This window comes from Vibrio sp. 10N.261.55.F4, assembly GCF_041470465.1.
Classification (GTDB): domain Bacteria; phylum Pseudomonadota; class Gammaproteobacteria; order Enterobacterales; family Vibrionaceae; genus Vibrio; species Vibrio crassostreae_C.
Genome location: NZ_JBFRMM010000044.1, coordinates 35,353 through 55,577 on the forward strand (window position 1 = coordinate 35,353; position 20,225 = coordinate 55,577).

The following is a 20,225-nucleotide window of genomic DNA, read 5'->3' on the forward strand; positions in this document are numbered from 1 at the left end:
ACACTATGCCTATTTACATCCAAGACTGTGGTTTCCACTCAGCGCTAGGCTCAGAGATTGCCGATATTCATGGCTGTCTAAAAGACGAGCGTGAATCAAATATGGTCGAAGTGCACGATATGCTGAACGATGGTAAACACACTGTCGTTGGTCAGATCGCGGGTGAACTACCACCGATTCCTTCAGATCTTACGCAATACGCCACTCGCAACAATCAACTGGCGCTGTCGGCTCTTCACCAAATTGAAGATTCTATCGAGCAAGCCAAATCTCAGTTTGGCGCAGATAGAATTGCTGTTGTTATTGGCACCAGCACATCTGGGATCTCCGATGGTGAAGCAGTCTTCAAACAAAAATTGGCAAACGGCGAGTTTCCAGCAGATTACCATTACTCAAAACAAGAGCTTGGTGATACCTCAGAGTTCGTTAGCCAGTATTGCGCATTAACGGGGCCAAACTACGTCATATCTACGGCTTGCTCATCCAGTGGCCGCGTATTTCTGACCGCCCAGCGCTTATTAGATTCAGGTATGGCTGATGCCGTGTTAGTGGGTGGTGTGGATACATTGTGTAAGCTGACACTCAATGGTTTCCACGGTCTTGAAGCACTCTCAACAACACATTGTAAGCCATTTAGTGCAACCCGAGAAGGTATCAACATAGGAGAAGCAGCGGCATTTATGTTGCTCAGCAAAACAAAGTTAGCCGGTGTTAATGCAGCACAAGACACGTCAAACATTGCCTTATTGGGCTGTGGGGACAGCTCTGATGCACACCACATTTCAGCGCCTCACCCTGAAGGCAATGGTGCTGAACAAGCAATGAAAAAAGCGTTACATTCTGCACAGTTAAACGCAGAAGACATTGGTTATATCAATGCACATGGTACAGCAACGCCACTCAATGACTCGATGGAAAGTAAAGCCATTCATCGTATTTTTGCAAACAAGGTTCCCGTCAGTTCTACCAAACCGCTGACCGGGCATACTCTAGGCGCAGCAAGTGCGATTGAGGCTGCAATTGCGTGGCATATTTTGAAATATGACTTACCGCTTCCCTTACAAAAATGTCAGGATAAAGCTGAAGATATTGAGATTGATTTGGTAAACTGTTCACAGAAACTTAAAGCAAAGAACATCTTAAGCAACTCGTTTGCTTTTGGTGGCAACAACATTAGCCTGATTTTTGGTGTAGTAAATGACTGATATCCCTTCTGTAGACCAACTTCTCCCTCACGATGATCCGATGATATTAATCGCTCGTGCTATCAGCGTAGAGGCGTTGTCGATCCACTGTCAGGTCGATATTGGTGACCATAATCTGTTCTTTGACGCCGAATCTCAAACGGTACCAGCATATGTTGGAATCGAGTTTATGGCGCAGTCTGTAGCGGCATGGTCTGGATATCACGCACTTAAAAACGGCACCACGCCCCCAATCGGATTCTTACTCGGCTCTCGTCGCTATAAATCACTGTGTGATGAGTTTACTCAAGGTCAGACCCTTGATATCTACGCCGAACAGATGATGGAAGACAGCGGTATGGCTGTGTTTACCGCAAGAGTCGAAGACCGAGGTGAGTTAGTGGCTCAATGCCAACTCAACGTCTACGTGCCGACCGAACAAAAATTACAAGAAATGAAAACTAGGAGCCCATCATGAGCCGTCAGGTTTTAGTCACTGGTGCCAGTAAAGGTATTGGTAAAGCGATCGCTATTCAACTCGCGAAAGACGGGTTTGAAATCGCCGTTCATTACATGGGTGACAAGCAAGGTGCTGAAGAGACGCTAAAGTCGATCACCGAACTGGGTGGCGCTGGACGTCTTATTCAATTTGATATCAGCAAACGAAGCGAGTGTCGCGAAAAGCTTGAGTCTGATATCGCTGAACATGGTGCTTACTATGGTGTAGTGAACAACGCGGGCATTACTCGTGACACTGCATTCCCCGCGATGACGGAAGAAGAGTGGGATGGTGTGATCCATACCAACCTAGATAGCTTCTACAACGTACTTCACCCTTGTGTAATGCCTATGGTTCAAAAGCGTAAAGGTGGCCGTATCGTCACTCTAGCGTCGGTATCCGGCATTATGGGTAACCGTGGTCAAACTAACTATGCTGCAGCAAAAGCGGGGGTGATTGGCGCAACTAAGTCTCTTGCTCTAGAACTCGCAAAACGCAAGATCACGGTAAACTGTGTCGCTCCTGGCTTAATTGACACAGGTATGGTTGACGAGCACGTGAAAGATCATGCACTTCCTCAAGTACCACTGCGCCGTATGGGTGAGCCGGAAGAAGTAGCCGGCCTAGTCAGCTACCTAATGTCTGATATTGCAGGCTACGTAACTCGCCAAGTGATTTCAGTAAATGGAGGCTTAGTATGACCCGCCGCGTTGTTGTAACTGGAATGTCTGGTGTTACTGCTTTTGGTAACGACTGGCAACAGATAGAGCCTAAGCTAAAGGCCTGTGAAAATGCGACTCAATATATGCCAAGCTTCGAGCAATATGATGGTCTCAACACAAAACTTGCCGCGCCTATTGATGACTTCCAACTGCCTAAACACTACAAGCGTAAGCAAGTGCGTGGCATGGGCCGTGTATCACGCCTAGCTACCGTTGCGACTGAGAATGCATTGGAGCAAGCCGGCTTAATTGGTCACGATGTATTGACCAATGGCGAAACTGGTATCGCTTACGGCTCTTCAACTGGCAGTACCGATGCGGTTGGTGCTTTCGGAGTAATGCTGAACGAGAAGTCGACACGAGCAATCACAGCAACCACTTACGTTCAAATGATGCCACACACAGCCGCGGTAAACGTAGGTCTGTTCTTTGGTCTGCGTGGCCGCGTGATTCCCACCAGCAGCGCCTGTACTTCAGGAAGCCAAGCCATTGGTTACGCCTATGAAGCGATCAAGCATGGTTACCAAACCGTAATGGTTGCCGGTGGTGGTGAAGAGTTATGCCCAACTGAGTCTGCCGTTTTCGATACCCTTTTCGCTACCAGTTTAAAAAACGACACACCCAAGAAATCCCCTAGCCCATACGACAGCGAGCGTGATGGCTTGGTTATCGGCGAAGGCGCTGGAACCCTGATCCTTGAAGAGTACGAACATGCTGTTGCTCGTGGCGCAAAGATCTACGCAGAAATCATAGGTTTTGCGAGCAACTGTGATGCGGCTCATGTGACTCAACCTCAGATGGAAACCATGCAAATCTGTATGGAGAAAGCATTGAGAGACGCACAACTTCCAGCTGAGAAGATTGGCTATGTTTCTGCGCACGGTACTGCGACTGAAAAAGGTGATATTGCAGAGAGTAACGCGACAGCGAATATCTTTGGTGAAGTACCAATCAGCTCTCTTAAGAGTTACTTTGGCCATACGCTTGGTGCGTGTGGTGCAATTGAAGCGTGGCTCAGCCTAGAGATGATGCATAGCGGTTGGTTCAGCCCAACCCTAAACCTTAAGAATGTCGATGAACAGTGCGGCAAGCTCGATTACATCACGGGCTCAGGTCGCGAATTGGATGTTGAATACTTGATGAGCAACAACTTTGCTTTTGGTGGAATCAACACCTCTATCATCTTCAAGAAAGTCTAAGCTTAGCTACATAAAACGCTAAGTAAATAAAAAGGGCCAGTAACCAAGTTACTGACCCTTTTTTGATTCTATCAATCGCTCAAATTAAGCGTTAGCTTCACGCTCAGCGATGAACTCAAGAGCCATCTTGATACGAGCGATTACGCGCTCTTTACCAACAAGCTCCATCACTGCATCAACAGAAGGAGACTGACCGCCGCCTGTTACTGCTACGCGAAGTGGCATACCGATTTTACCCATGCCGATCTCTAGCTCTTCACATACTGCTGCGATAACACCGTCTTTGATGTTTGCAGTCGTGAAATCTTCAAGCGCTTCAACCTTAGCAAGCGCAAGCTCTAGTGGGCCTTTAGCAACACCACGTAGGTGCTTCTTCGCTGCGCCAGCTTCAAACTCAGAGAAATCTTCGTAGAAGTAACGAGATTGCTCAGCAAGTTCGATAAGCGTGTTACAACGCTCGCCAACTAGCTTGATCACTTCAGTGATAGCTGGACCGTTTGTTGTATCGATCTTCTGTGCGTCTAGGTGCCATTGCAGGTATTTTGCAACGTACTCAGGCTCAGATGTCTTGATGTAGTGGTTGTTCAACCAAAGTAGCTTATCAGTGTTGAATGCAGAAGCAGACTTGCTGATAGCGTTCAGGCTGAAGAATTCAATCATCTCTTCTTGAGAGAAGATCTCTTGGTCACCGTGAGACCAGCCTAAACGAACTAGATAGTTGTTTAATGCATTTGGTAGGTAACCTTCATCGCGGTATTGCATTACAGAAACAGCACCGTGACGCTTAGAAAGTTTCGCACCGTCATCACCAAGAATCATTGCACAGTGAGCGAACGTTGGAACTGGCGCGCCTAGTGCTTCATAGATGTTGATTTGACGAGGTGTGTTGTTGATGTGGTCTTCACCACGAACAACGTGTGTGATACCCATGTCCCAGTCATCCACTACTACTACGAAGTTGTAAGTTGGTGCACCGTCTGTACGACGAATGATCAGGTCATCAAGTTGGCTGTTTGCGATTTCAATGCGACCACGGATTTGGTCATCAAATACTACGCTGCCTTCTTTAGGGTTACGGAAACGGATAACGCACGCATCGCCTTCTTTTGCTGCTTCGTTTGCTGCAACAATTTTAGGGTGGTTAGCATCGTAGCGAGCCATTTCTTTGTTTTCTTCTTGCTCTGCACGAATTTCATCAAGCAGCTCTTTAGACGCGTAGCATTTGAATGCTTTGTCTTCAGCAAGTAGCTTATCAACCATTTCGTTGTAACGGTCAAAACGCTTAGATTGGTAGTAAGGACCTTCATCCCATTCCATACCCATCCATTGCATGCCTTCTAGAATTGCATCAACCGCTTCTTGAGAGTTACGCTCAAGGTCCGTGTCTTCGATACGTAGAACGAATTCACCACCTTGGTTCTTAGCGAATAGCCAAGAGTAAAGTGCAGTACGTGCACCACCAACGTGAAGATAGCCAGTTGGGCTAGGAGCAAAACGAGTTTTAACCGTCATTTAAATACCTTGATTATGTAGGTGATTCTTTTAGTGCTCGCCATTACAAAGCCTGTAACAGAAAAATATCACTAAATTTTGGGCGCTATTTTATCACCACCGCTTAAATCTACAATCAGTAGTGAATGATTAATGCACTGTTGTTGTACGAAAGCTGTTATTGAAAGGCCAATTACGTCTTCAAAGTAGCAAATCGATGGTATTAGCCTGTAGGTTATAGTCGCACATTCTTTATTCCCCTCTCTCATTCCCAAATTGAATCCACCAGCTAATGCACCACTAAGATCAAATTCTTGAATTTATGTTTGACCTTACCCTTACGGGAAGGTTTATGTTAGGCGTAGATGAGAATTGGAGTATCGATATGAACCACTACACAACCGCGCTCAACGGCTTAAATTGCATGGGTTGTGCGAAGAAAGTCCGCACCCTGTTTGCTGATCTCGACAACACGACGATCAATGATATATCGCCGACCTACATCGATATTTCGACTCCATTTAATTACGTTCAACTCAACGAACAGTTGGCGACGCTTGGTTATAGCATGGGCAATAAACTGCACCTTTCGTTATCCGGTCTTAGCTGCGGTAAGTGCGTTAGCAAGCTGACTCAAGCACTTGAACAAACCGAGCAAATCTCAGACCTAGAAATCAGCAAACATGAATTGTCCTTGGTTACTCAGCTTTCAGAACCCGAGCTTATTGAGTTGATCGAAAGCGTGGGTTATCACGCGGCTTCCTACTCAGAAGTTAATGAGCCTTTATCTAATTCAGATTCAGAATACGATAAAAAAACAGCGCCAGTGGAGCCGACACAAGATAAACCTGCTGCTAGCCAATATACCTATCACCTTGTCCTTGAGGGAATGACGTGTGCGAGTTGTGTTTCTTCGGTAGAGAAAGCACTGAAAAAGAATGAGTTCGTCGACCAAGCTCAGATCAATCTCGCAGAACAGACAGCCTTAGTTTTCACCTCTAAAACACGAGACGTCATCGAAAGCGCGCTAATAGAATCCGTAAAAACCGCAGGTTATGGTGCAGAGTTCGTTGATGACGCGGCGACTCAACAACAAAAACAGCAAGAACAACAACTTCGTACCCAAAAAGCTTTCCTAAAAAATTCGGTAAGCGCGCTGCTTATCGGTGCTCCGCTGATGGCGTGGGGTCTGTTTGGTGGCAGCATGACTATTGCTACATTTAACGACCAATTGGCTTGGGGCTTAATCGGTGTCGTCTGTTTGGTACTGCTAGCCACTTCAGGTCGTAGCTTCTTCACCAATGCTTGGCAATCACTGATGCACAAGCGCGCGACCATGGATACGTTAGTTGCTTTGGGTACAGGCGCAGCATGGTTCTACTCCATGCTAGTTGTGTTGATTCCGTCATGGTTCCCTGAGGCCTCTCGCCATGTCTACTTTGAGGCGAGTGCGATGATCGTTGGTCTAATTTCTTTGGGCCACTACATTGAAGCCAAAGCCAAAGCTCGCACCACAAAATCACTACAAGCTTTGATTAACCTACAACCTCAAAAAGCGGTGGTGATTGTCGATGGCAAAGAACAAACTATTGCTGTAGAAGCTATCCAAGTAGGCATGCAAGTACGCGTCAAACCGGGTGAGAAAGTGCCAGTTGATGGTGTTGTGGTATCGGGTGAGTCTTACATCGATGAATCCATGTTGACCGGTGAACCACTTCCCAACGTTAAATCGATGAGTGATGGCGTTTCAGCGGGCACTATTAATGGTGATGGCAGCTTAGTTATTGAAGCGACAGGAATTGGCTCAAGCACTATGTTGGCACGCATCATTCAAATGGTTCGCCAAGCACAAAGCAGCAAACCTGCGATTGCGAAACTAGCCGACTCTATTTCTGCCGTGTTCGTACCCGTTGTGGTCGCGATCGCAGCTGTTGCCGCCCTAGTTTGGTTTTTTGTTGGCCCACAACCAAGTGCAAGTTATATGCTTGTGGTATCGACTACCGTGCTGATCATCGCTTGTCCGTGTGCCTTAGGCCTAGCGACTCCGCTTTCTATTACCGTCGGCGTAGGTAAAGCCGCTGAGCTTGGTGTTCTAATCAAAGATGCCGATGTGTTGCAATCTGCAAGCAAAATTGATGCTGTCGTGTTTGATAAAACAGGCACCCTAACCCAAGGTAAGCCAACCGTTCAGCAAGCCTTTTATGGCGATTTATCAGAACAAGAATTACTGGCTTGTGCTTATTCAGTAGAAGTAGGATCTGAGCACCCACTTGCCAAAGCCGTTTGCCAATATGCAGAGAGCTTGGAAGTTTCAGTACTCCCACACAGCGAATTTGAAAACCAACGAGGGCTTGGGGTTCAAGCAACAATTAACGACAAGAAAGTGCAAGTTGGCTCGCTTAAGTACCTCACCCAATTAGGTATCAATACAGAGGTTGGCGCGGATTTCATCGAGCTTTGCCGCTCGCAAGCGTGGACGCCTATTTTCATTGCGATTGACCAAAAACTGGAAGGCATATTGGGCATTTCAGACGCGTTAAAAATAGATAGCAAACAGGCGATAGCTCAACTAAAATCCGCCGGAATTCACACTGTGCTATTAACGGGCGACAACGACTCTGTAGCTCAAGCGATAGGTAAAAACGTCGGTATCGACGAAGTGATTTCAGAAGTGCTTCCAGAGCAGAAAGCTCAACACATTGTTCAGCTGCAACAGCAATATAAGAGTGTTGCCATGGTCGGAGACGGTATTAACGACGCGCCTGCACTTGCTCAAGCAGATATAGGCATAGCAATGGGTAGCGGCAGCGATGTGGCGATTGAAAGTGCGCAAATGACACTACTCAACTCGTCGCCATTATCTGTCAGTAACGCGATTGAGCTTTCCCAAGCGACCGTGAGAAACATGAAGCAAAACCTGTTTGGTGCCTTTATCTATAATTCACTTGGTATTCCAATTGCGGCTGGTGTGCTCTACCCATTCTTTGGATTTTTACTTAGCCCTGTCGTTGCAGGCGCTGCGATGGCGATGTCATCAATCACCGTAGTCAGCAATGCCAACAGATTAAGACTGTTCAAACCCACTCATTCTAATATCAACAAAAACCATATTCATGAGGTTAACCATGATTCGTAAAATTATGACTCTTACTGCACTCGCTGCAATCTCAGGACAAGCTTTAGCTACTGATGTTCTAAACCACAAATCTCCATACTGCGGCTGCTGCACAGAATGGACAGAACATATGCGAGATGCTGGGTTCGATGTTACTGAGAAGCTCCACGATGATATGAACCCAATCAAGCAGAAGCTAGGGGTAACACAGGAGTTAGCCTCTTGCCACACTGCAGAGATCGACGGTTACGTATTTGAAGGACACATTCCAGCAGATGACATTAAAGCCTTTCTAGAAAACCCACCACGTAATGCGATTGGTTTAGCGGTTCCGGGTATGCCAATGGGTTCGCCAGGCATGGAGTATGGCGATAAGAAGAACGAGTATTCTGTGTATGCGTTTAATGAAAAAGGTCAGGTGTTTGAATACCGTCACTACAACGGAAAATAGAACCTAAACAGACCAACACACAGCAATAAAAAGAAGTCATAAAAATAGAGCCTAGCATTCAGTAAACCCAAGACTGTGGTTTACTTGCTAGGCTCTTTGCTTTTGGACAGTAAAGCAAATCTTGTCGCGGCACCAACCGGGCTGTTAGTACCGCTATGTTCCCCTCGCTAATTAGCTAGCAAGCTATTTAGCAAAAAGCTATTTAGCGAAGAAGCTCACTCGGCTAATAATCTAATAGACTAAGCAACCAAGCGAATCAGCTTAGAAGCCGTAAGAAGCACCGAATACGAATGCGTTGTTCTGCTTAGAATCGCCGTTTGCGAAATCTACACCGTTAGCTTGGCTACGGAATTCAAAGTAAGGTTGAACACCTTGACGAGTCCATGTTGCACGTAACTCGTGGTCCATCGCTTCAGCATCAATCATGTAAACGTTGTTGTAGCTAAGCGCTAAATCAGCATTCACTGTGTAAGCAATGCGGTTATCCATACGGTAATCTGTGTCAGCATTAGCTGAAGTATCATCGATGTGTGCACGAGTACGGTTACTAATAGAGATGCCGTTGTCGAAGTTGTAACCGATCTTAACTAGTGGACGGAACTGAATGCTTTCACCCGCAGAGAATAGATGTTGGTAACCCGCAGCAACCCATAGGTTGTCAGTGATGTTGAAAGATTGCTCCCCACCTACAGTGATGCCTGGAGTAGTATTACCTGCACCGCCATTTTCAGATTCAAGTTTGCCCAGTTGGATACCATCAAACTCAGAATAAACCGTGAAACCGCCTAGAGAGTTATCAAACGTGTGACCAGCTTCTAGCGTAGAAGTCATGTCAGAACCGTGGATACGGCCATCGTCATGAATTTGGATGTTACCCGTTACGTAAGAAGAACCAGCAAAAGCACTAGAAGCGAAAGCAAGAGAAAGAGCACTTAGAGCGATAATTTTTTTCATAGTAAACTGCCTTAGTTTAATTTTTTCAGCGGCACATCTTCGGTACATCATTCACCTTCACCGCTTGAGTAGTTGGTAGCCTCCCTGGCATGAAATCTATGTTGCTCGAATTAATTCGCGTTTAAAAATAAAAGGGACAGCAGAGTGATCCCTCTCACTATCAAAAAAAGACAAGTTATTTAAAACTTTAAAATCAACAACTTAAAAACATAAAAATTGATAAAAAACTTAAGATGGAAAAATATACAGATCGGGATCACGTTATTTCACGAAGAAAAATTAGATCTAGATAGTTGAATCACATCTGATTTAGAGTTTTTTACAGGGGGCTTATTTTTTGAAGAGAATAATGAGAAGCGCGTCACTTTTGGGATTAAAGTCACCTTATGTGCATTGTTGATGATATGACCAAAGGCGATTTCTATATGTTTCAATTTTGGATATGCACCTAATTCGCAGTAAACAAAAAGAGCTCCCGTTTTATCTTGAATAAGATAAAGGTCAGGAGCTCTTCTACTAATAGTGCTTATCGATTATTTAACTGAGGTCACTCGACTTACTTTCTCACCACTTTCTGAAATAGAGCGGATGTAAGTCTCACCAGAAACTGATGGACGTTGTTGCTCATCGTATGTTAGCCAGTTTTCGCCATCAGCAGAGTATTGCAGCTCTACACCTGGGAATTGAACGTTCATCGCTAGCTTACCGTCAACAACCTTCGCACCTGGAACTGGTAGTCGGTAATCAATACCCGCTTTTTCTAGCTTAGCTAGCTCACGTTGACCAAGAATATTCGCGAAGCGATTAAAGTCGCTGTTCAACGCTTGCTTATTCACTAAGTTAGTTTCTTGAGAGTATTCAACACCAACCTTGTAGTCGTTTTCCCAATCTGCTCGGTGCCATGCGCGCTCTGCTGCTGCCAATACGCGAGGGAACACCATGTATTCATATTGCTCGTCAGTACGTACTGTTTCTGACCAAAGTTGAGCTGACAGACCGTAGAAAGGTTTCGCTTCAACCTCACCTTTACCAGTAAAACCATTGCCATCACGGTCTAATGATGTTTCTGCGTTTTGTGGCATGTTTTCTGGTGCGAAGCCAAACATCTTACGAGTATCGGTTGCACGTGTTGCCCAGTAGTAACCACGCTCAGCTGCATCAACTTCGTATGGCATATCCATGTATACGTAGTCTGGGTTAGAGACAATCACGTCATACCCTTTTGCTGACCAATCGTATACTGATGAAGTTCCGCCCCAGTAAAGAACGTCCCAGAAGTTCACGCGTGTACTTTCGGTCGCAAATGCTTCCTCGCCTTCGCTGTATTTCAGACCATCTTGCCATGCTTGGAAGTGGGGAATACCCTTCTCAGCAACAATCTTAGAAACCTGTTCTGCGAAGTGGCTTGGTAGATGACCGAAATCGCTTACAGTACCATCAGCGATCAATGACTGACATTGTGGTGATTGTTGGAACGGCTTATCTTGCTTAGACAAATCGATGTTGCCTTTCCAAGCCACTTTATCTTCTGCATTAATATCTTGTAAGCCTGCGCCTAACTTGATGTTTTTCGCTTCATCGCCGCCGAAGTGCCAAGTCGTTAGCGGTACGCCCGCTTCTTGGTGCATTGCCGCCACTTCAGAGATTACTTTATCGACGAAGTGAGTTGATGACTCCATACATGGGTTAATGAAGCTTTGCTTATCGTAGAACTGAACCGTGGTTACATTCGATGTATCTTGCGGATCCATCAAGCGGTATTCGTTCGCTTCTGCTTCTTTGCCTTCCGCCATGAGACGAGTGTAACGCGCTTCCATTGATACCACAGCTGAACGAGCGTGTGCTGGCATATCAATTTCAGGGATAACTTCGATGCTGCGCGCTTTAGCGTAGCTTAGGATCTCGACGTAATCCGCTTTACTAAAGAAACCAGAGCCAAAGTTGTCTGTTGTTGGACCAGAACCTAGCTGAGGCAGTAAGCAGCTTTGTTCATCCAAATCAAAACAACGATTAGACCCTACATCCGTTAGCTCTGGTAAACCTGGAATTTCTAAACGCCAACCTTCATCATCCGTTAGGTGAAGGTGCAGTTTATTCATCTTGTATGCCGCCATTTGATCTAGCGTTGCTAGGATGGCATCTTTTGAGTGGAAGTTTCGAGCAACGTCCACCATCACACCACGATAATCAAAGCGCGGCGCATCTTTAATTGACAGTTGTGGTAATGATTCAGCGTTCTGACTATCTATTAGGCCAAAAATAGACTGAACTGCGTAGAAAGCACCCGTTTTATCAAACGCTTTAATTGCAATCCCCTCTTCCGAGATGCTTAGTTCATAAGCGCCAGATTTCGCTAAATCACCCGTAAACTGAGTAGGAACAACAGCGACACTCACAGGTAGGTCGCCACTCACATCTACGTTTACCACATCTGCACGTTCTTCAATTGCAGCGAACTGATCAGCGTCGAATGCGTCGTTTGGTAAAGCAATACCACCAGCAATACTTACAGAACCTTCACCCGCTTCTACCGACATTGGCGTTGGCAATAGCGTTGTTGATACATCTTGAGTTGCTAGATCAGCATTCTTTTCAAAACGCGTCACCGCTGTCGCCATTACGTTATTATCATCAGGCGTACGCTTAAGGTTATTACCCTCTAGACCAGTTACGAACGATGCAACATCTTCTGTATTCAATGATGCAATCATCTTAGGTTCTGCGTTTGGCGCCGTCACGAATGCACCTGGCATAAAGTCAGTTTCAAACAGTTGCCAGTATTCACTGGTTAATGGAAGAATCACTTCTTCACCAGCCGCAAAGCCGTCAAATTTTTCAGTAGGTTCTAGCTTGTGAAGGTCACCAGTAACGCGAGTGATCTTAAATTGCTCATTATCAACATCTAAAATAAGACGAATACTGTGGAAGTAGATGCTCCAATCTTTAGAGTCAATCGCTTCACCGTCATTGGTTAGCGTCATGTTCACTTTATTACATGACGCCCATTCAGCACCTAGGTCCTGACAAGCCAAGCCTTCATTCGCACCATGATTAGTTAGAATTTCGTACTGAACATCAAGATTATCAGCCAGTGCATTCACTACTTTTTGTTCTGGTGCTTGCGTTACTGCACAACCTGTTAGGCCAGCCAATACCGCTACAGATAGTAAGTTTCTCTTTAACATCGTATTCACCCATAAATTAAAAATTGAGTAAGAAGCAAAATGGAGCGCTTCGAAAGTTAGATAAACTATATGGGCTTATTTTTTACCGTGAATTAAATCGAGCTAATAAAGTGATCGGCTTCAAATCTCAAAAATATTGATAAGTTTAATTTAAATAAAATCATCAAGTTACAAGCAACGGCACTTCCGTCATTTTAATTTTGACGTAAAATTTGAGAAATGAATCACAATCTTTTTTACCGATTTCATAAAATCGTGTCATTGGTAGTCAGAAAGGATTTAGAGTTTCAGCGTATTATTATACTTTTCGTACAAACAACGTGACATTGTTCTCAAAAAAAACCGTTAAAAAACACCGTCAAAATCGATTTTAACGAGTTTAATACTTCCTTAAGGAGCTCCCTTTGCGTCCACTCTGGTACATGGTTTTATTCGTTCTCGCTTTTTCAGCTAGGCAAGCGGTCGCCGAGCCCCTTTATTGGCAAGCACAAAAGGATGATCTGACACTCACTATCTTAGGTTCAGTGCACGTTGGAGACGAGAGTATGTACCCCCTTCCTTCGGCGATCACCGACGCGCTAAAAAACAGTGATGGCTTAATTATCGAAACGGATATCAGAAAGTCTGATGGCGTTGTATATCCCCGCAACAAACTCACGACTGCCGATGTACTCAATACAGAACAGCTGCAATTATTAACCGACATATCAAAATCATTGGGCATGCCGACGCAACAACTGCTTCGCTCACCGCCTTGGGCAACTTCTCTCTCCATACAAATGCAGCAGTTAAAAAACCTTGGTTATGGCTCCGCCAGCGGCGTTGATGCGACGCTAGCGAACAAAGCGACTACCCAAGATGTTCCGGTTATCAGTTTGGAGCCTCTGCAATTCCAAATAGACCTGATGACAAAACAAAAGGACGACGGTAAAGAGTGGTTAGTCAGTAGCCTTGAAGAATTTGACCAAACTGATCGCGTGGTTCATTGCCTGATTGAAAGCTGGAAAGCGGGTGATTTAGCGAAGCTGGAAGCCTTCTCAGAACTGTCAGAGATGTCGCCTGAACTTGAGAAAGCATTCTTAACCGATCGCAACATAGACTGGGCAAACAAACTATCCTCCAATGATTGGAAGCTTAAGACTAAAGGGAACTACATGATAGTAGTTGGTACCTTGCACCTAATTGGAGAAGGTAACCTTATACAGTTATTAGAAAAGAAAGGCTTCAGTGTCATTCAGCAATCACAAAGCCAATCAGCCCAATGTCAATTTGAGACTAGCTAAAAAAGCTAACGATGCTCAACCTCATTTTGTTTTCGTTATAAAAGCATTTCCTTAATAACAGAATCTTTACATTTAATAGCACCATTGCAGTGCTATTATCTTTCGCTCTTTTTACCTATAGCGTTGTTCTAATGAAACCAGTACTTTTTGCTTTCCCTTTAGCCCTCACGATGCTGATGCCCTCAATAGCCTCAGCCAAAGAAACATGCACCATCGAACAGTTTCAGGCGATAGACATACAACCGGATACCAAAGGCGGTGTATTAGATAAAGAAAGCGGACAGTTTTTGATTACAGAGAAACCACCGATGCGCTGCGCCAATATTACGTTCACAACATCTACAACACGAAACCGTATCGCAAGCCAAATGAACAACAATTTTGAAGCAAACTTTTACGACAACCAAACGGGAAGCTCTCACTCGGTGACGTTTGATGAAGATGAAATAAAGGCAGGTTACATTCGAATAGGCCCGAATAAGCCAGCGGAAGCGTATGTTTGTTTTGTTACCTCGGAAACACCGATAAAAGATATTACGTGTGATGTGAATTGATCATTGAGTTGCTTGAAGAAAAAAACAGGGCTAAGGGAAAGGTCCGTTTTCCGCATAGCCCTATTTTGCTGCTTACTCGGTTGCTTACAATATGTCGGCGCTCTCTTCGGAATAACGAGCAATAATTGGATTTTGTAGTGCATTAGGATCGCCCGGCGACCACATTCCACGCTTCATGCCTTTTACAATAAGATGTATTACCGCAGCATCAATCGCTGACATCACAGCGATATTAACGGGTTCATTTTGGCTGTAGCCCATTTCAACTTCTAATAGTTCTTTGTAGTCAACAAACCTGAATGCGCCGAATCCTATCTCATGTGATGAAATGGTTTTTGTCGTAGTCACACTCAACAGAACTTGCCCTGTTCTTACATCAACGGCTCTTAAGTTAACTGTCACTTGATCGGTTCTATACTGCCCTGAGCCACCAATGCCAAGATACTTCGCACCAGCCCCACCTGTAACAATATTAGAGTCATAAGCAACAATACCGCCTTCAATAACGATATTCGCAGAGCTCAACGATGTTAAGTCGGCTCCGTGATTGTTCACTACCTTGTCTTTTTTCTGAGCAGCACGAATGATCTTACGTTCCGTCAACAAGTTCTGGAGCCCTTCACGCTCTAGAGGAACAAACCACTGGGAATCTATCAATGCCGTGGTCAGTAAAGACGTTCCACCCTGTGGCACTGCTGTGGAAAAGTTACTGTTTGGCTGAGGTTTATACTGTCCCGTTTGATCTCTAAAATCATAAACCGAAACAAGTATTTTACCGCGAGGCTGAGGTAATGAGATCAGGTCCGTATAAGTCGATCCTCTCGGCATCAACTTTGGCGTTTCAGAAGTCTCTGGAATTTGCATAGAGTAAGTGCACCCTCCCAACACAAAGGTCAAGAAGACGATAATGATCGATTTCATAACACAATCCTTGTGATTAGAGGTCGGGGTTTAATCCAGAGACACTGATTTCTGTCGATTCCCCAGTCTCTTTATCGACGATTTGAACCAACAAAGTCCCGGAATCATCCACAATATTCAGGAAAAAATCATCAGTTTCCAACTGCCCCGTGTTTCCATTACCCACGTCAGCAAGCAATTGGCTAATTAAACGGGACTCTAAACTAGACGCTAAACGATCTAAGGCTGATTCTTGCTCATCAAAGATATCCCTTGCACTTGGGTCTTCATAATCATTGATAGCATTAGCGTGATTAAAAAGGTGAGAACTGTTTAAAGCGTTTCCGCCAAAACTTGGATTTACGGGCGTATAAACTAATTCGCTTGAGTAAACCGAAGGCGAAACTATCAGCGCAATGAGCGCGGCCTTTCTGAAAAATATCGACATCCTTGGCTCCTTAAAATTCATCATGGTCTAGATCGTAAGTGTCCTGAAAGATCCGTTCCGCTTGCCATCGGATGATGTAATTCCCAACCACTCGTGTTGCATCGGCAGCGCGTTCTTTCGCTTGTCTACGACCAGGGGACAACGCCGTACGGAAGATCGGTTTTCTAGAGTGTTGAACCTCTATGATGCTTCCTGATAACGCCGTTGGCCTTTCTTTTACCGTCAAATTTTCCTTAAGGTCGGGATAACTATCATTGAGCGATTGCGAGAAGAAAAAATAGAAATCCTCTCCCAACCGCGTAATGGTTCTGTCCACAATGATTCCATCGACTTCACTGAAGTCATTGAATTTTTCCTTAAGATTATTTGTCGAGTCCTCAAGTTTTTGTCCATTTTCTAAAGGAGCAGCATTTTCAAGACCATGACTCTTTTCTTCTGCATGAAGAGCAAAGGAAAGCAGAGTTATTGTAAGCAGCTTGATTTTCATATGTGCTCCCATTCAAAGTCTATTTACAAAATGAGAATGTGATTCGTTGAAACTGAATAAAGCGTAATTCATGCTTACAGTGGCATATATAAACTTTCGAATTAATTACTGAAGGGAATTGATTAACTAAGGTTGGTAGGATTCGGTCAAATACTAATTAAATTTCATATGAACAACTAAATATTTTCAACTTTAAGTTTATAGCTGTTCGTAAATTCAAGGCCTAGGATTTCGATAAGACAAAGGTTCACTCATTCCCTACGCAGTTTATTTTCGTAGGGATCATAATCACGAACACTTTAAGGTAAAGATGATGGTAATTGGGAAAGCATCACTTATCAGCTTAACTTGTTTATATTTTTTATCAGGAGGTTTTAATAATGCTATCGCGTCAGATATAGAAGGGGATTTTTTACATAATGTTAATCAAGATATAGTCAATGATTATAATTATTTAGAAAGCTTCTCTTCTGGAGATTTAGATAATTATTCAGAATTAAATATATCTAATGCTACTGATTCAATAGCAATAATAAAGCAACGCAGTCCTGGTATTACCGCGAACAACAGAGCGAAGATAACGCAAAGCGGAAGTTCTAACTCCGCATACATTGGTCAAACAGGGCGCAATAATACCGCCTTAATAGACCAGAATGGTTCAAATAACGATGCCGCTATTGGGCAACTCGGAGTAAATTCTGAAGCGCTTATTTCCCAAGACGGGAATAACAATTTAGCAGTTATCGGACAAGCTAACTTCTCAAGACAGAGTAGTCAGCTGAGCATTGACCAAAAAGGCAATGGCAATACTGCTTATTTGGTTGGTTCTGGAAGAAGTAATTTAGGAATTTCTCAAGACGGCAACGACTTTGCTTTAGTGAAAGCGTCTAGCTCAATGAGAATTCACATCAATCAAGCCAATTAGCGCGCAGTATGGAAAGCTTGATTCACCGTTGCTTCTCGATGAAGTAACAACATAGTCGACATGGAAATGTATAAGGATACAACTTATGAAAGTTACACAAATTGGAATTATAGTCGGTGCTATTCTGGGCTTTAATGCAGCATACGCAGATAATTTACCTGCTCCTTTTCCAGCCTCTGAGCCAGCGTTGGGGACAATAGAAGGAACAACCGATCTTGGCATATCATCGACAGTAGCCGGTATTCAACCTTTAGCGATGGATAATACTGCCGTTTGGCAAATGGGTAGTGGCGATAATGCCAATGTCACCATTAACCAGAACACGTCTGGTGTTACTGATGGGCATGTTGCACTAGTTGACACACATGCTAGCTATAACTCTGACGTAGTGGTTCAACAAGATGGCAATCTCAATGAAGCTCACGTTAAGTTACGCTATGTAAACAACAACGCCTGGGTTGATCAAGATGGTGTTAGTAACCAAGCCCAAATTACAGTTCAACCTTATGGTCGAAGCAATGATTTACGAGTTACACAAGTGGGTAACGAGAACATCTCTGTCGTCAATGCTCTAGGTGGTGCTGACTACAATGAAGCTGATGTGAATGTCTCTGGTAACTCCAATACAACCTATACCGAGTTTAGTAACGCGAGTGTTGATAATAATGATGTAGACATCGATATCAGCGGCGATAATAACTATGTTCAAACGATAGTCAACACCGATGTTGGTGGTGGCGACGATAACTATGTCGATATCGATCTCGTGAGCAGTAGCGATAACCGAGTATTCACGTTACAAACAGGATCTCATTCAGATGCCATTGTTAGCTTAACAAACAGCAGTTCAAACCAATTTATGATTGAACAAACCTCTTATGATACTGCTCTCGTTTCAGGTAATGGCGCAAGTGGTAATGTCGGTATAATTTATCAGAATTAATATGATAAAGAGTGCATATATTAAAACGGCGTTGATCGCCGTTTTATTTATTTCTTTCCATTTTAATGGATTTTCTTCTGATTTAAATTCAGTACAGTGCCTGATAAAAAATAAAAGTCTTATTCTGACCATAAATAACAGTGTGGCATCTTCATTAACGTTGAGTACGAACACCAACTCTAATTTCAACCAGAATACGAATAGTGGTATTACAACGTTGATTATTAATATAAATCAGTTTCCTGCCACTATAAAACTTCACCCAAACAAGGGGATCTGGAAAATTCATAAAGACTGTACAATCAATAAAATAAAACCATAAATCTCGGTAATTCCCTCTTTCTACTTAAGTATTATTTTACCTTCGACAATACTATTAAATTAATTTCATAGATTTGATGAATAATTAGCTTTAAAAATTAGCAAAATAACAATACGTGCTTTAAACTAAAACACCTAAAGTTCAAGTAATGAGTTAAGAAAAGGAGTTCCACATGGCTAAACTGGAGGCTCATAACGCCATTTTACTTGCGGAGAACAATTTACAATCGATACTACTAAAAGAGTCTATAGAACAGAAAGTTAACCTGAACATAAAACTCATATCACCGGAAAGGCTCAGTGCTAAATCCCTAAAAAACGATGACTTAGTTCTGATTATTATTGATTTCCCGACAATGAGTAAGCAATACATTGAGAAATACCAGGAGCTCAGAGATGACGTAGCAAGTGATGTCCATGAAGTGCTACTCAATACACCAGGCGATTTCCCGCACTCTGAAATGCTTAAATGGCAGTATCTTGTCGGCATTTTTTATACGTCGGACACGCTTGAAAAGCTCGTGGCCGGCTTTAACTGCATTTTGCAAGGCGAGATGTGGATGAGTAGAAAGCTCATTTACCAGTACATTAGCTTCTACAGAGAGAGGCAGTGCGCGAAAACCAGTCCTTATTACCTCAAGCTGACCAAACGCGAGCAGCAGATCATTAAGTTACTCGGTGATGGAGCATCTAACACTCAGATAGCAGATACCCTCTATGTCAGTGAGAATACGGTCAAAGCACACCTTCACAACACGTTTAAAAAAATCAAGGTGAAGAATCGCTTACAAGCTTTGATCTGGGTTAAGAACAACGTTGCGACAAATGAGTTTGTCCAATAGACCTAACTCTCTGCCCTCAACCATAAACAGTCAATGCAGTTAGAATGTAGAAATCCCAAATACAAAAAAGCCGTAGCATTTCTGCTACGGCTTTTTCTAATGTGGTCGGTGAAGAGGGATTCGAACCCCCGACCCTCTGGTCCCAAACCAGATGCGCTACCAAGCTGCGCTATTCACCGAGATATCTAACTGGCTCATTGCCTGTCGATGGAGCGTATAATACGGGTTCTGAATTTATCCGCAAGGGCTTTTTCTCATATTTATTGCGATTTTGAATCGTTCGAACAAAAGACATACAACAACGAGCATGATGTGACGAAAAACACACAGTTACCAACAAGTATTTAACTTATGAAACAGGATTGATCCAGATCAGTGAATTGATAATGCTTGTTAATACACTAAGCCATGTCATATAACTTTGAGGTATACACATGGACTTTTGGCTAGATCTCCTATTTGGTAATGCGGTGGGACTATCTTCAATGATAGTAATCTTCGGGGCTCTGGGTCTCATGATGTTTTATGGAGGCTTCTTCATATACAAAGTTATGACTGAAAAATCTCCTCACTAGAATCGCTCTGCCTAAATCATTTACTTTTAAGTATTCTTTTACTTTATAAGTAAATGTCAAAACGCTTTGCACCGGAGCAGACTTATTGTCTTCTCCGGTTTTTTCATTTTTAAACCTAACCTCAACTTAGGTATACTTACCCTATCC

18 protein-coding genes and 1 tRNA gene are annotated in these 20,225 nt (G+C 43.6%); 12 read left to right on the forward strand and 7 right to left on the reverse strand.

The window, feature by feature from the left end; all coding sequences use genetic code 11:
- Positions 1-5: 5 nt before the first annotated feature.
- The 4 genes from AB4249_RS20405 to AB4249_RS20420 are packed head-to-tail and all read left to right on the forward strand — an operon-like array spanning position 6 to position 3,604.
- A complete protein-coding gene (locus AB4249_RS20405) occupies positions 6-1,205 on the forward strand; it encodes a beta-ketoacyl-[acyl-carrier-protein] synthase family protein (protein WP_017062283.1) in 1,200 nt (399 codons plus the stop codon).
- Positions 1,198-1,662, forward strand: a complete 465-nt coding sequence (locus AB4249_RS20410) for a hotdog family protein (protein WP_372104570.1) — start codon at positions 1,198-1,200, stop codon at positions 1,660-1,662. The genes AB4249_RS20405 and AB4249_RS20410 overlap by 8 nt, the downstream gene beginning before the upstream one ends.
- Entirely contained in the window at positions 1,659-2,384 is a 726-nt protein-coding gene (locus tag AB4249_RS20415; protein WP_017062285.1) for a 3-ketoacyl-ACP reductase FabG2, read from the forward strand. Before AB4249_RS20410 ends, AB4249_RS20415 begins: the two co-directional genes overlap by 4 nt.
- Complete coding sequence (locus AB4249_RS20420; protein WP_017062286.1) at positions 2,381-3,604, forward strand: beta-ketoacyl-ACP synthase; 1,224 nt, start codon at positions 2,381-2,383, stop codon at positions 3,602-3,604. The genes AB4249_RS20415 and AB4249_RS20420 overlap by 4 nt, the downstream gene beginning before the upstream one ends.
- Positions 3,605-3,688: 84 nt before the next feature.
- On the opposite strand, the gene gltX is transcribed toward AB4249_RS20420, so the two are convergent.
- Entirely contained in the window at positions 3,689-5,116 is a 1,428-nt protein-coding gene (gltX, locus tag AB4249_RS20425) for a glutamate--tRNA ligase (RefSeq protein WP_017069020.1), read from the reverse strand.
- Between the two features lie 331 nt (positions 5,117-5,447).
- On the opposite strand from gltX, the gene AB4249_RS20430 reads away from it, so the two are divergent.
- Together AB4249_RS20430 and AB4249_RS20435 are read left to right on the forward strand one after the other, a co-directional pair.
- A complete protein-coding gene (locus AB4249_RS20430) occupies positions 5,448-8,231 on the forward strand; it encodes a copper-translocating P-type ATPase (RefSeq protein ID WP_372104573.1) in 2,784 nt (927 codons plus the stop codon).
- Positions 8,221-8,661, forward strand: a complete 441-nt coding sequence (locus tag AB4249_RS20435; RefSeq protein WP_017066855.1) for a DUF411 domain-containing protein — start codon at positions 8,221-8,223, stop codon at positions 8,659-8,661. The genes AB4249_RS20430 and AB4249_RS20435 overlap by 11 nt, the downstream gene beginning before the upstream one ends.
- 261 nt (positions 8,662-8,922) lie before the next feature.
- Here the strand turns inward: AB4249_RS20435 and AB4249_RS20440 are convergent, their stop codons facing one another.
- Together AB4249_RS20440 and AB4249_RS20445 are read right to left on the reverse strand one after the other, a co-directional pair.
- Positions 8,923-9,615 (reverse strand): oligogalacturonate-specific porin KdgM family protein, encoded by a 693-nt coding sequence (locus AB4249_RS20440; RefSeq protein ID WP_017064150.1) that lies wholly within the window; start codon positions 9,613-9,615, stop codon positions 8,923-8,925.
- A gap of 533 nt (positions 9,616-10,148) precedes the next feature.
- The gene (locus AB4249_RS20445; protein WP_372104576.1) at positions 10,149-12,800 is read right to left on the reverse strand and encodes a beta-N-acetylhexosaminidase; all 2,652 of its coding nucleotides are present in this window, start codon (positions 12,798-12,800) and stop codon (positions 10,149-10,151) included.
- Positions 12,801-13,204: 404 nt separating this feature from the next.
- Between AB4249_RS20445 and AB4249_RS20450 the strand changes: the two genes are divergently transcribed.
- Together AB4249_RS20450 and AB4249_RS20455 are read left to right on the forward strand one after the other, a co-directional pair.
- Positions 13,205-14,083, forward strand: a complete 879-nt coding sequence (locus tag AB4249_RS20450; protein ID WP_029235194.1) for a TraB/GumN family protein — start codon at positions 13,205-13,207, stop codon at positions 14,081-14,083.
- A gap of 131 nt (positions 14,084-14,214) precedes the next feature.
- Positions 14,215-14,637, forward strand: coding sequence for a hypothetical protein (locus AB4249_RS20455; protein WP_102321503.1), 423 nt, complete (start codon positions 14,215-14,217; stop codon positions 14,635-14,637).
- Between the two features lie 84 nt (positions 14,638-14,721).
- Here AB4249_RS20455 and AB4249_RS20460 read toward each other — a convergent pair whose 3' ends face one another.
- From AB4249_RS20460 to AB4249_RS20470, 3 genes are read right to left on the reverse strand one after another with little or no spacing between them, the layout of a single operon-like run.
- Positions 14,722-15,558: a CsgG/HfaB family protein gene (locus AB4249_RS20460; RefSeq protein WP_102428681.1), complete on the reverse strand. Its 837-nt coding sequence runs from the start codon at positions 15,556-15,558 to the stop codon at positions 14,722-14,724.
- A 16-nt stretch (positions 15,559-15,574) separates the two neighbouring features.
- Complete coding sequence (locus AB4249_RS20465) at positions 15,575-15,985, reverse strand: curli assembly protein CsgF (protein ID WP_102333662.1); 411 nt, start codon at positions 15,983-15,985, stop codon at positions 15,575-15,577.
- 10 nt (positions 15,986-15,995) lie between these two features.
- Positions 15,996-16,472 carry a curli production assembly/transport protein CsgE gene (locus AB4249_RS20470; protein WP_017064155.1) on the reverse strand — a complete coding sequence of 159 codons (477 nt, stop codon included), beginning with the start codon at positions 16,470-16,472 and terminating at the stop codon, positions 15,996-15,998.
- Between the two features lie 313 nt (positions 16,473-16,785).
- Between AB4249_RS20470 and AB4249_RS20475 the strand changes: the two genes are divergently transcribed.
- From AB4249_RS20475 to AB4249_RS20485, 3 genes are all read left to right on the forward strand, one after another.
- Positions 16,786-17,397 (forward strand): hypothetical protein, encoded by a 612-nt coding sequence (locus tag AB4249_RS20475; protein ID WP_017064156.1) that lies wholly within the window; start codon positions 16,786-16,788, stop codon positions 17,395-17,397.
- Between the two features lie 85 nt (positions 17,398-17,482).
- Entirely contained in the window at positions 17,483-18,340 is an 858-nt protein-coding gene (locus AB4249_RS20480) for a curlin (RefSeq protein ID WP_102428680.1), read from the forward strand.
- 494 nt (positions 18,341-18,834) lie between these two features.
- A complete protein-coding gene (locus AB4249_RS20485) occupies positions 18,835-19,503 on the forward strand; it encodes a LuxR C-terminal-related transcriptional regulator (RefSeq protein ID WP_017064159.1) in 669 nt (222 codons plus the stop codon).
- Positions 19,504-19,605: 102 nt separating this feature from the next.
- On the opposite strand, the gene AB4249_RS20490 is transcribed toward AB4249_RS20485, so the two are convergent.
- A tRNA-Pro gene (locus tag AB4249_RS20490) sits at positions 19,606-19,682 on the reverse strand.
- Between the two features lie 255 nt (positions 19,683-19,937).
- Here AB4249_RS20490 and AB4249_RS20495 point away from each other — a divergent pair.
- On the forward strand, positions 19,938-20,078 hold the full coding sequence (locus tag AB4249_RS20495) for a DUF3149 domain-containing protein (protein ID WP_017062321.1): 141 nt from the start codon (positions 19,938-19,940) through the stop codon (positions 20,076-20,078).
- The last annotated feature ends 147 nt before the right edge of the window (positions 20,079-20,225 follow it).

Coding starts and splice junctions, on each gene's coding strand:
- AB4249_RS20415 (WP_017062285.1), top strand. CDS start 1,659: ATGAGCCGTCAGGTTTTAGTCACTGGTGCCAGTAAAGGTATTGGTAAA.
- AB4249_RS20445 (WP_372104576.1), bottom strand. CDS start 12,800: ATGTTAAAGAGAAACTTACTATCTGTAGCGGTATTGGCTGGCCTAACA.
- AB4249_RS20460 (WP_102428681.1), bottom strand. CDS start 15,558: ATGAAATCGATCATTATCGTCTTCTTGACCTTTGTGTTGGGAGGGTGC.
- AB4249_RS20410 (WP_372104570.1), top strand. CDS start 1,198: ATGACTGATATCCCTTCTGTAGACCAACTTCTCCCTCACGATGATCCG.
- AB4249_RS20420 (WP_017062286.1), top strand. CDS start 2,381: ATGACCCGCCGCGTTGTTGTAACTGGAATGTCTGGTGTTACTGCTTTT.
- AB4249_RS20470 (WP_017064155.1), bottom strand. CDS start 16,472: ATGAAAATCAAGCTGCTTACAATAACTCTGCTTTCCTTTGCTCTTCAT.
- AB4249_RS20480 (WP_102428680.1), top strand. CDS start 17,483: ATGAAAGTTACACAAATTGGAATTATAGTCGGTGCTATTCTGGGCTTT.
- AB4249_RS20485 (WP_017064159.1), top strand. CDS start 18,835: ATGGCTAAACTGGAGGCTCATAACGCCATTTTACTTGCGGAGAACAAT.
- AB4249_RS20430 (WP_372104573.1), top strand. CDS start 5,448: ATGTTAGGCGTAGATGAGAATTGGAGTATCGATATGAACCACTACACA.
- AB4249_RS20495 (WP_017062321.1), top strand. CDS start 19,938: ATGGACTTTTGGCTAGATCTCCTATTTGGTAATGCGGTGGGACTATCT.
- AB4249_RS20405 (WP_017062283.1), top strand. CDS start 6: ATGCCTATTTACATCCAAGACTGTGGTTTCCACTCAGCGCTAGGCTCA.
- AB4249_RS20465 (WP_102333662.1), bottom strand. CDS start 15,985: ATGTCGATATTTTTCAGAAAGGCCGCGCTCATTGCGCTGATAGTTTCG.
- AB4249_RS20435 (WP_017066855.1), top strand. CDS start 8,221: ATGATTCGTAAAATTATGACTCTTACTGCACTCGCTGCAATCTCAGGA.
- AB4249_RS20475 (WP_017064156.1), top strand. CDS start 16,786: ATGGTAATTGGGAAAGCATCACTTATCAGCTTAACTTGTTTATATTTT.
- AB4249_RS20455 (WP_102321503.1), top strand. CDS start 14,215: ATGAAACCAGTACTTTTTGCTTTCCCTTTAGCCCTCACGATGCTGATG.
- gltX (WP_017069020.1), bottom strand. CDS start 5,116: ATGACGGTTAAAACTCGTTTTGCTCCTAGCCCAACTGGCTATCTTCAC.
- AB4249_RS20440 (WP_017064150.1), bottom strand. CDS start 9,615: ATGAAAAAAATTATCGCTCTAAGTGCTCTTTCTCTTGCTTTCGCTTCT.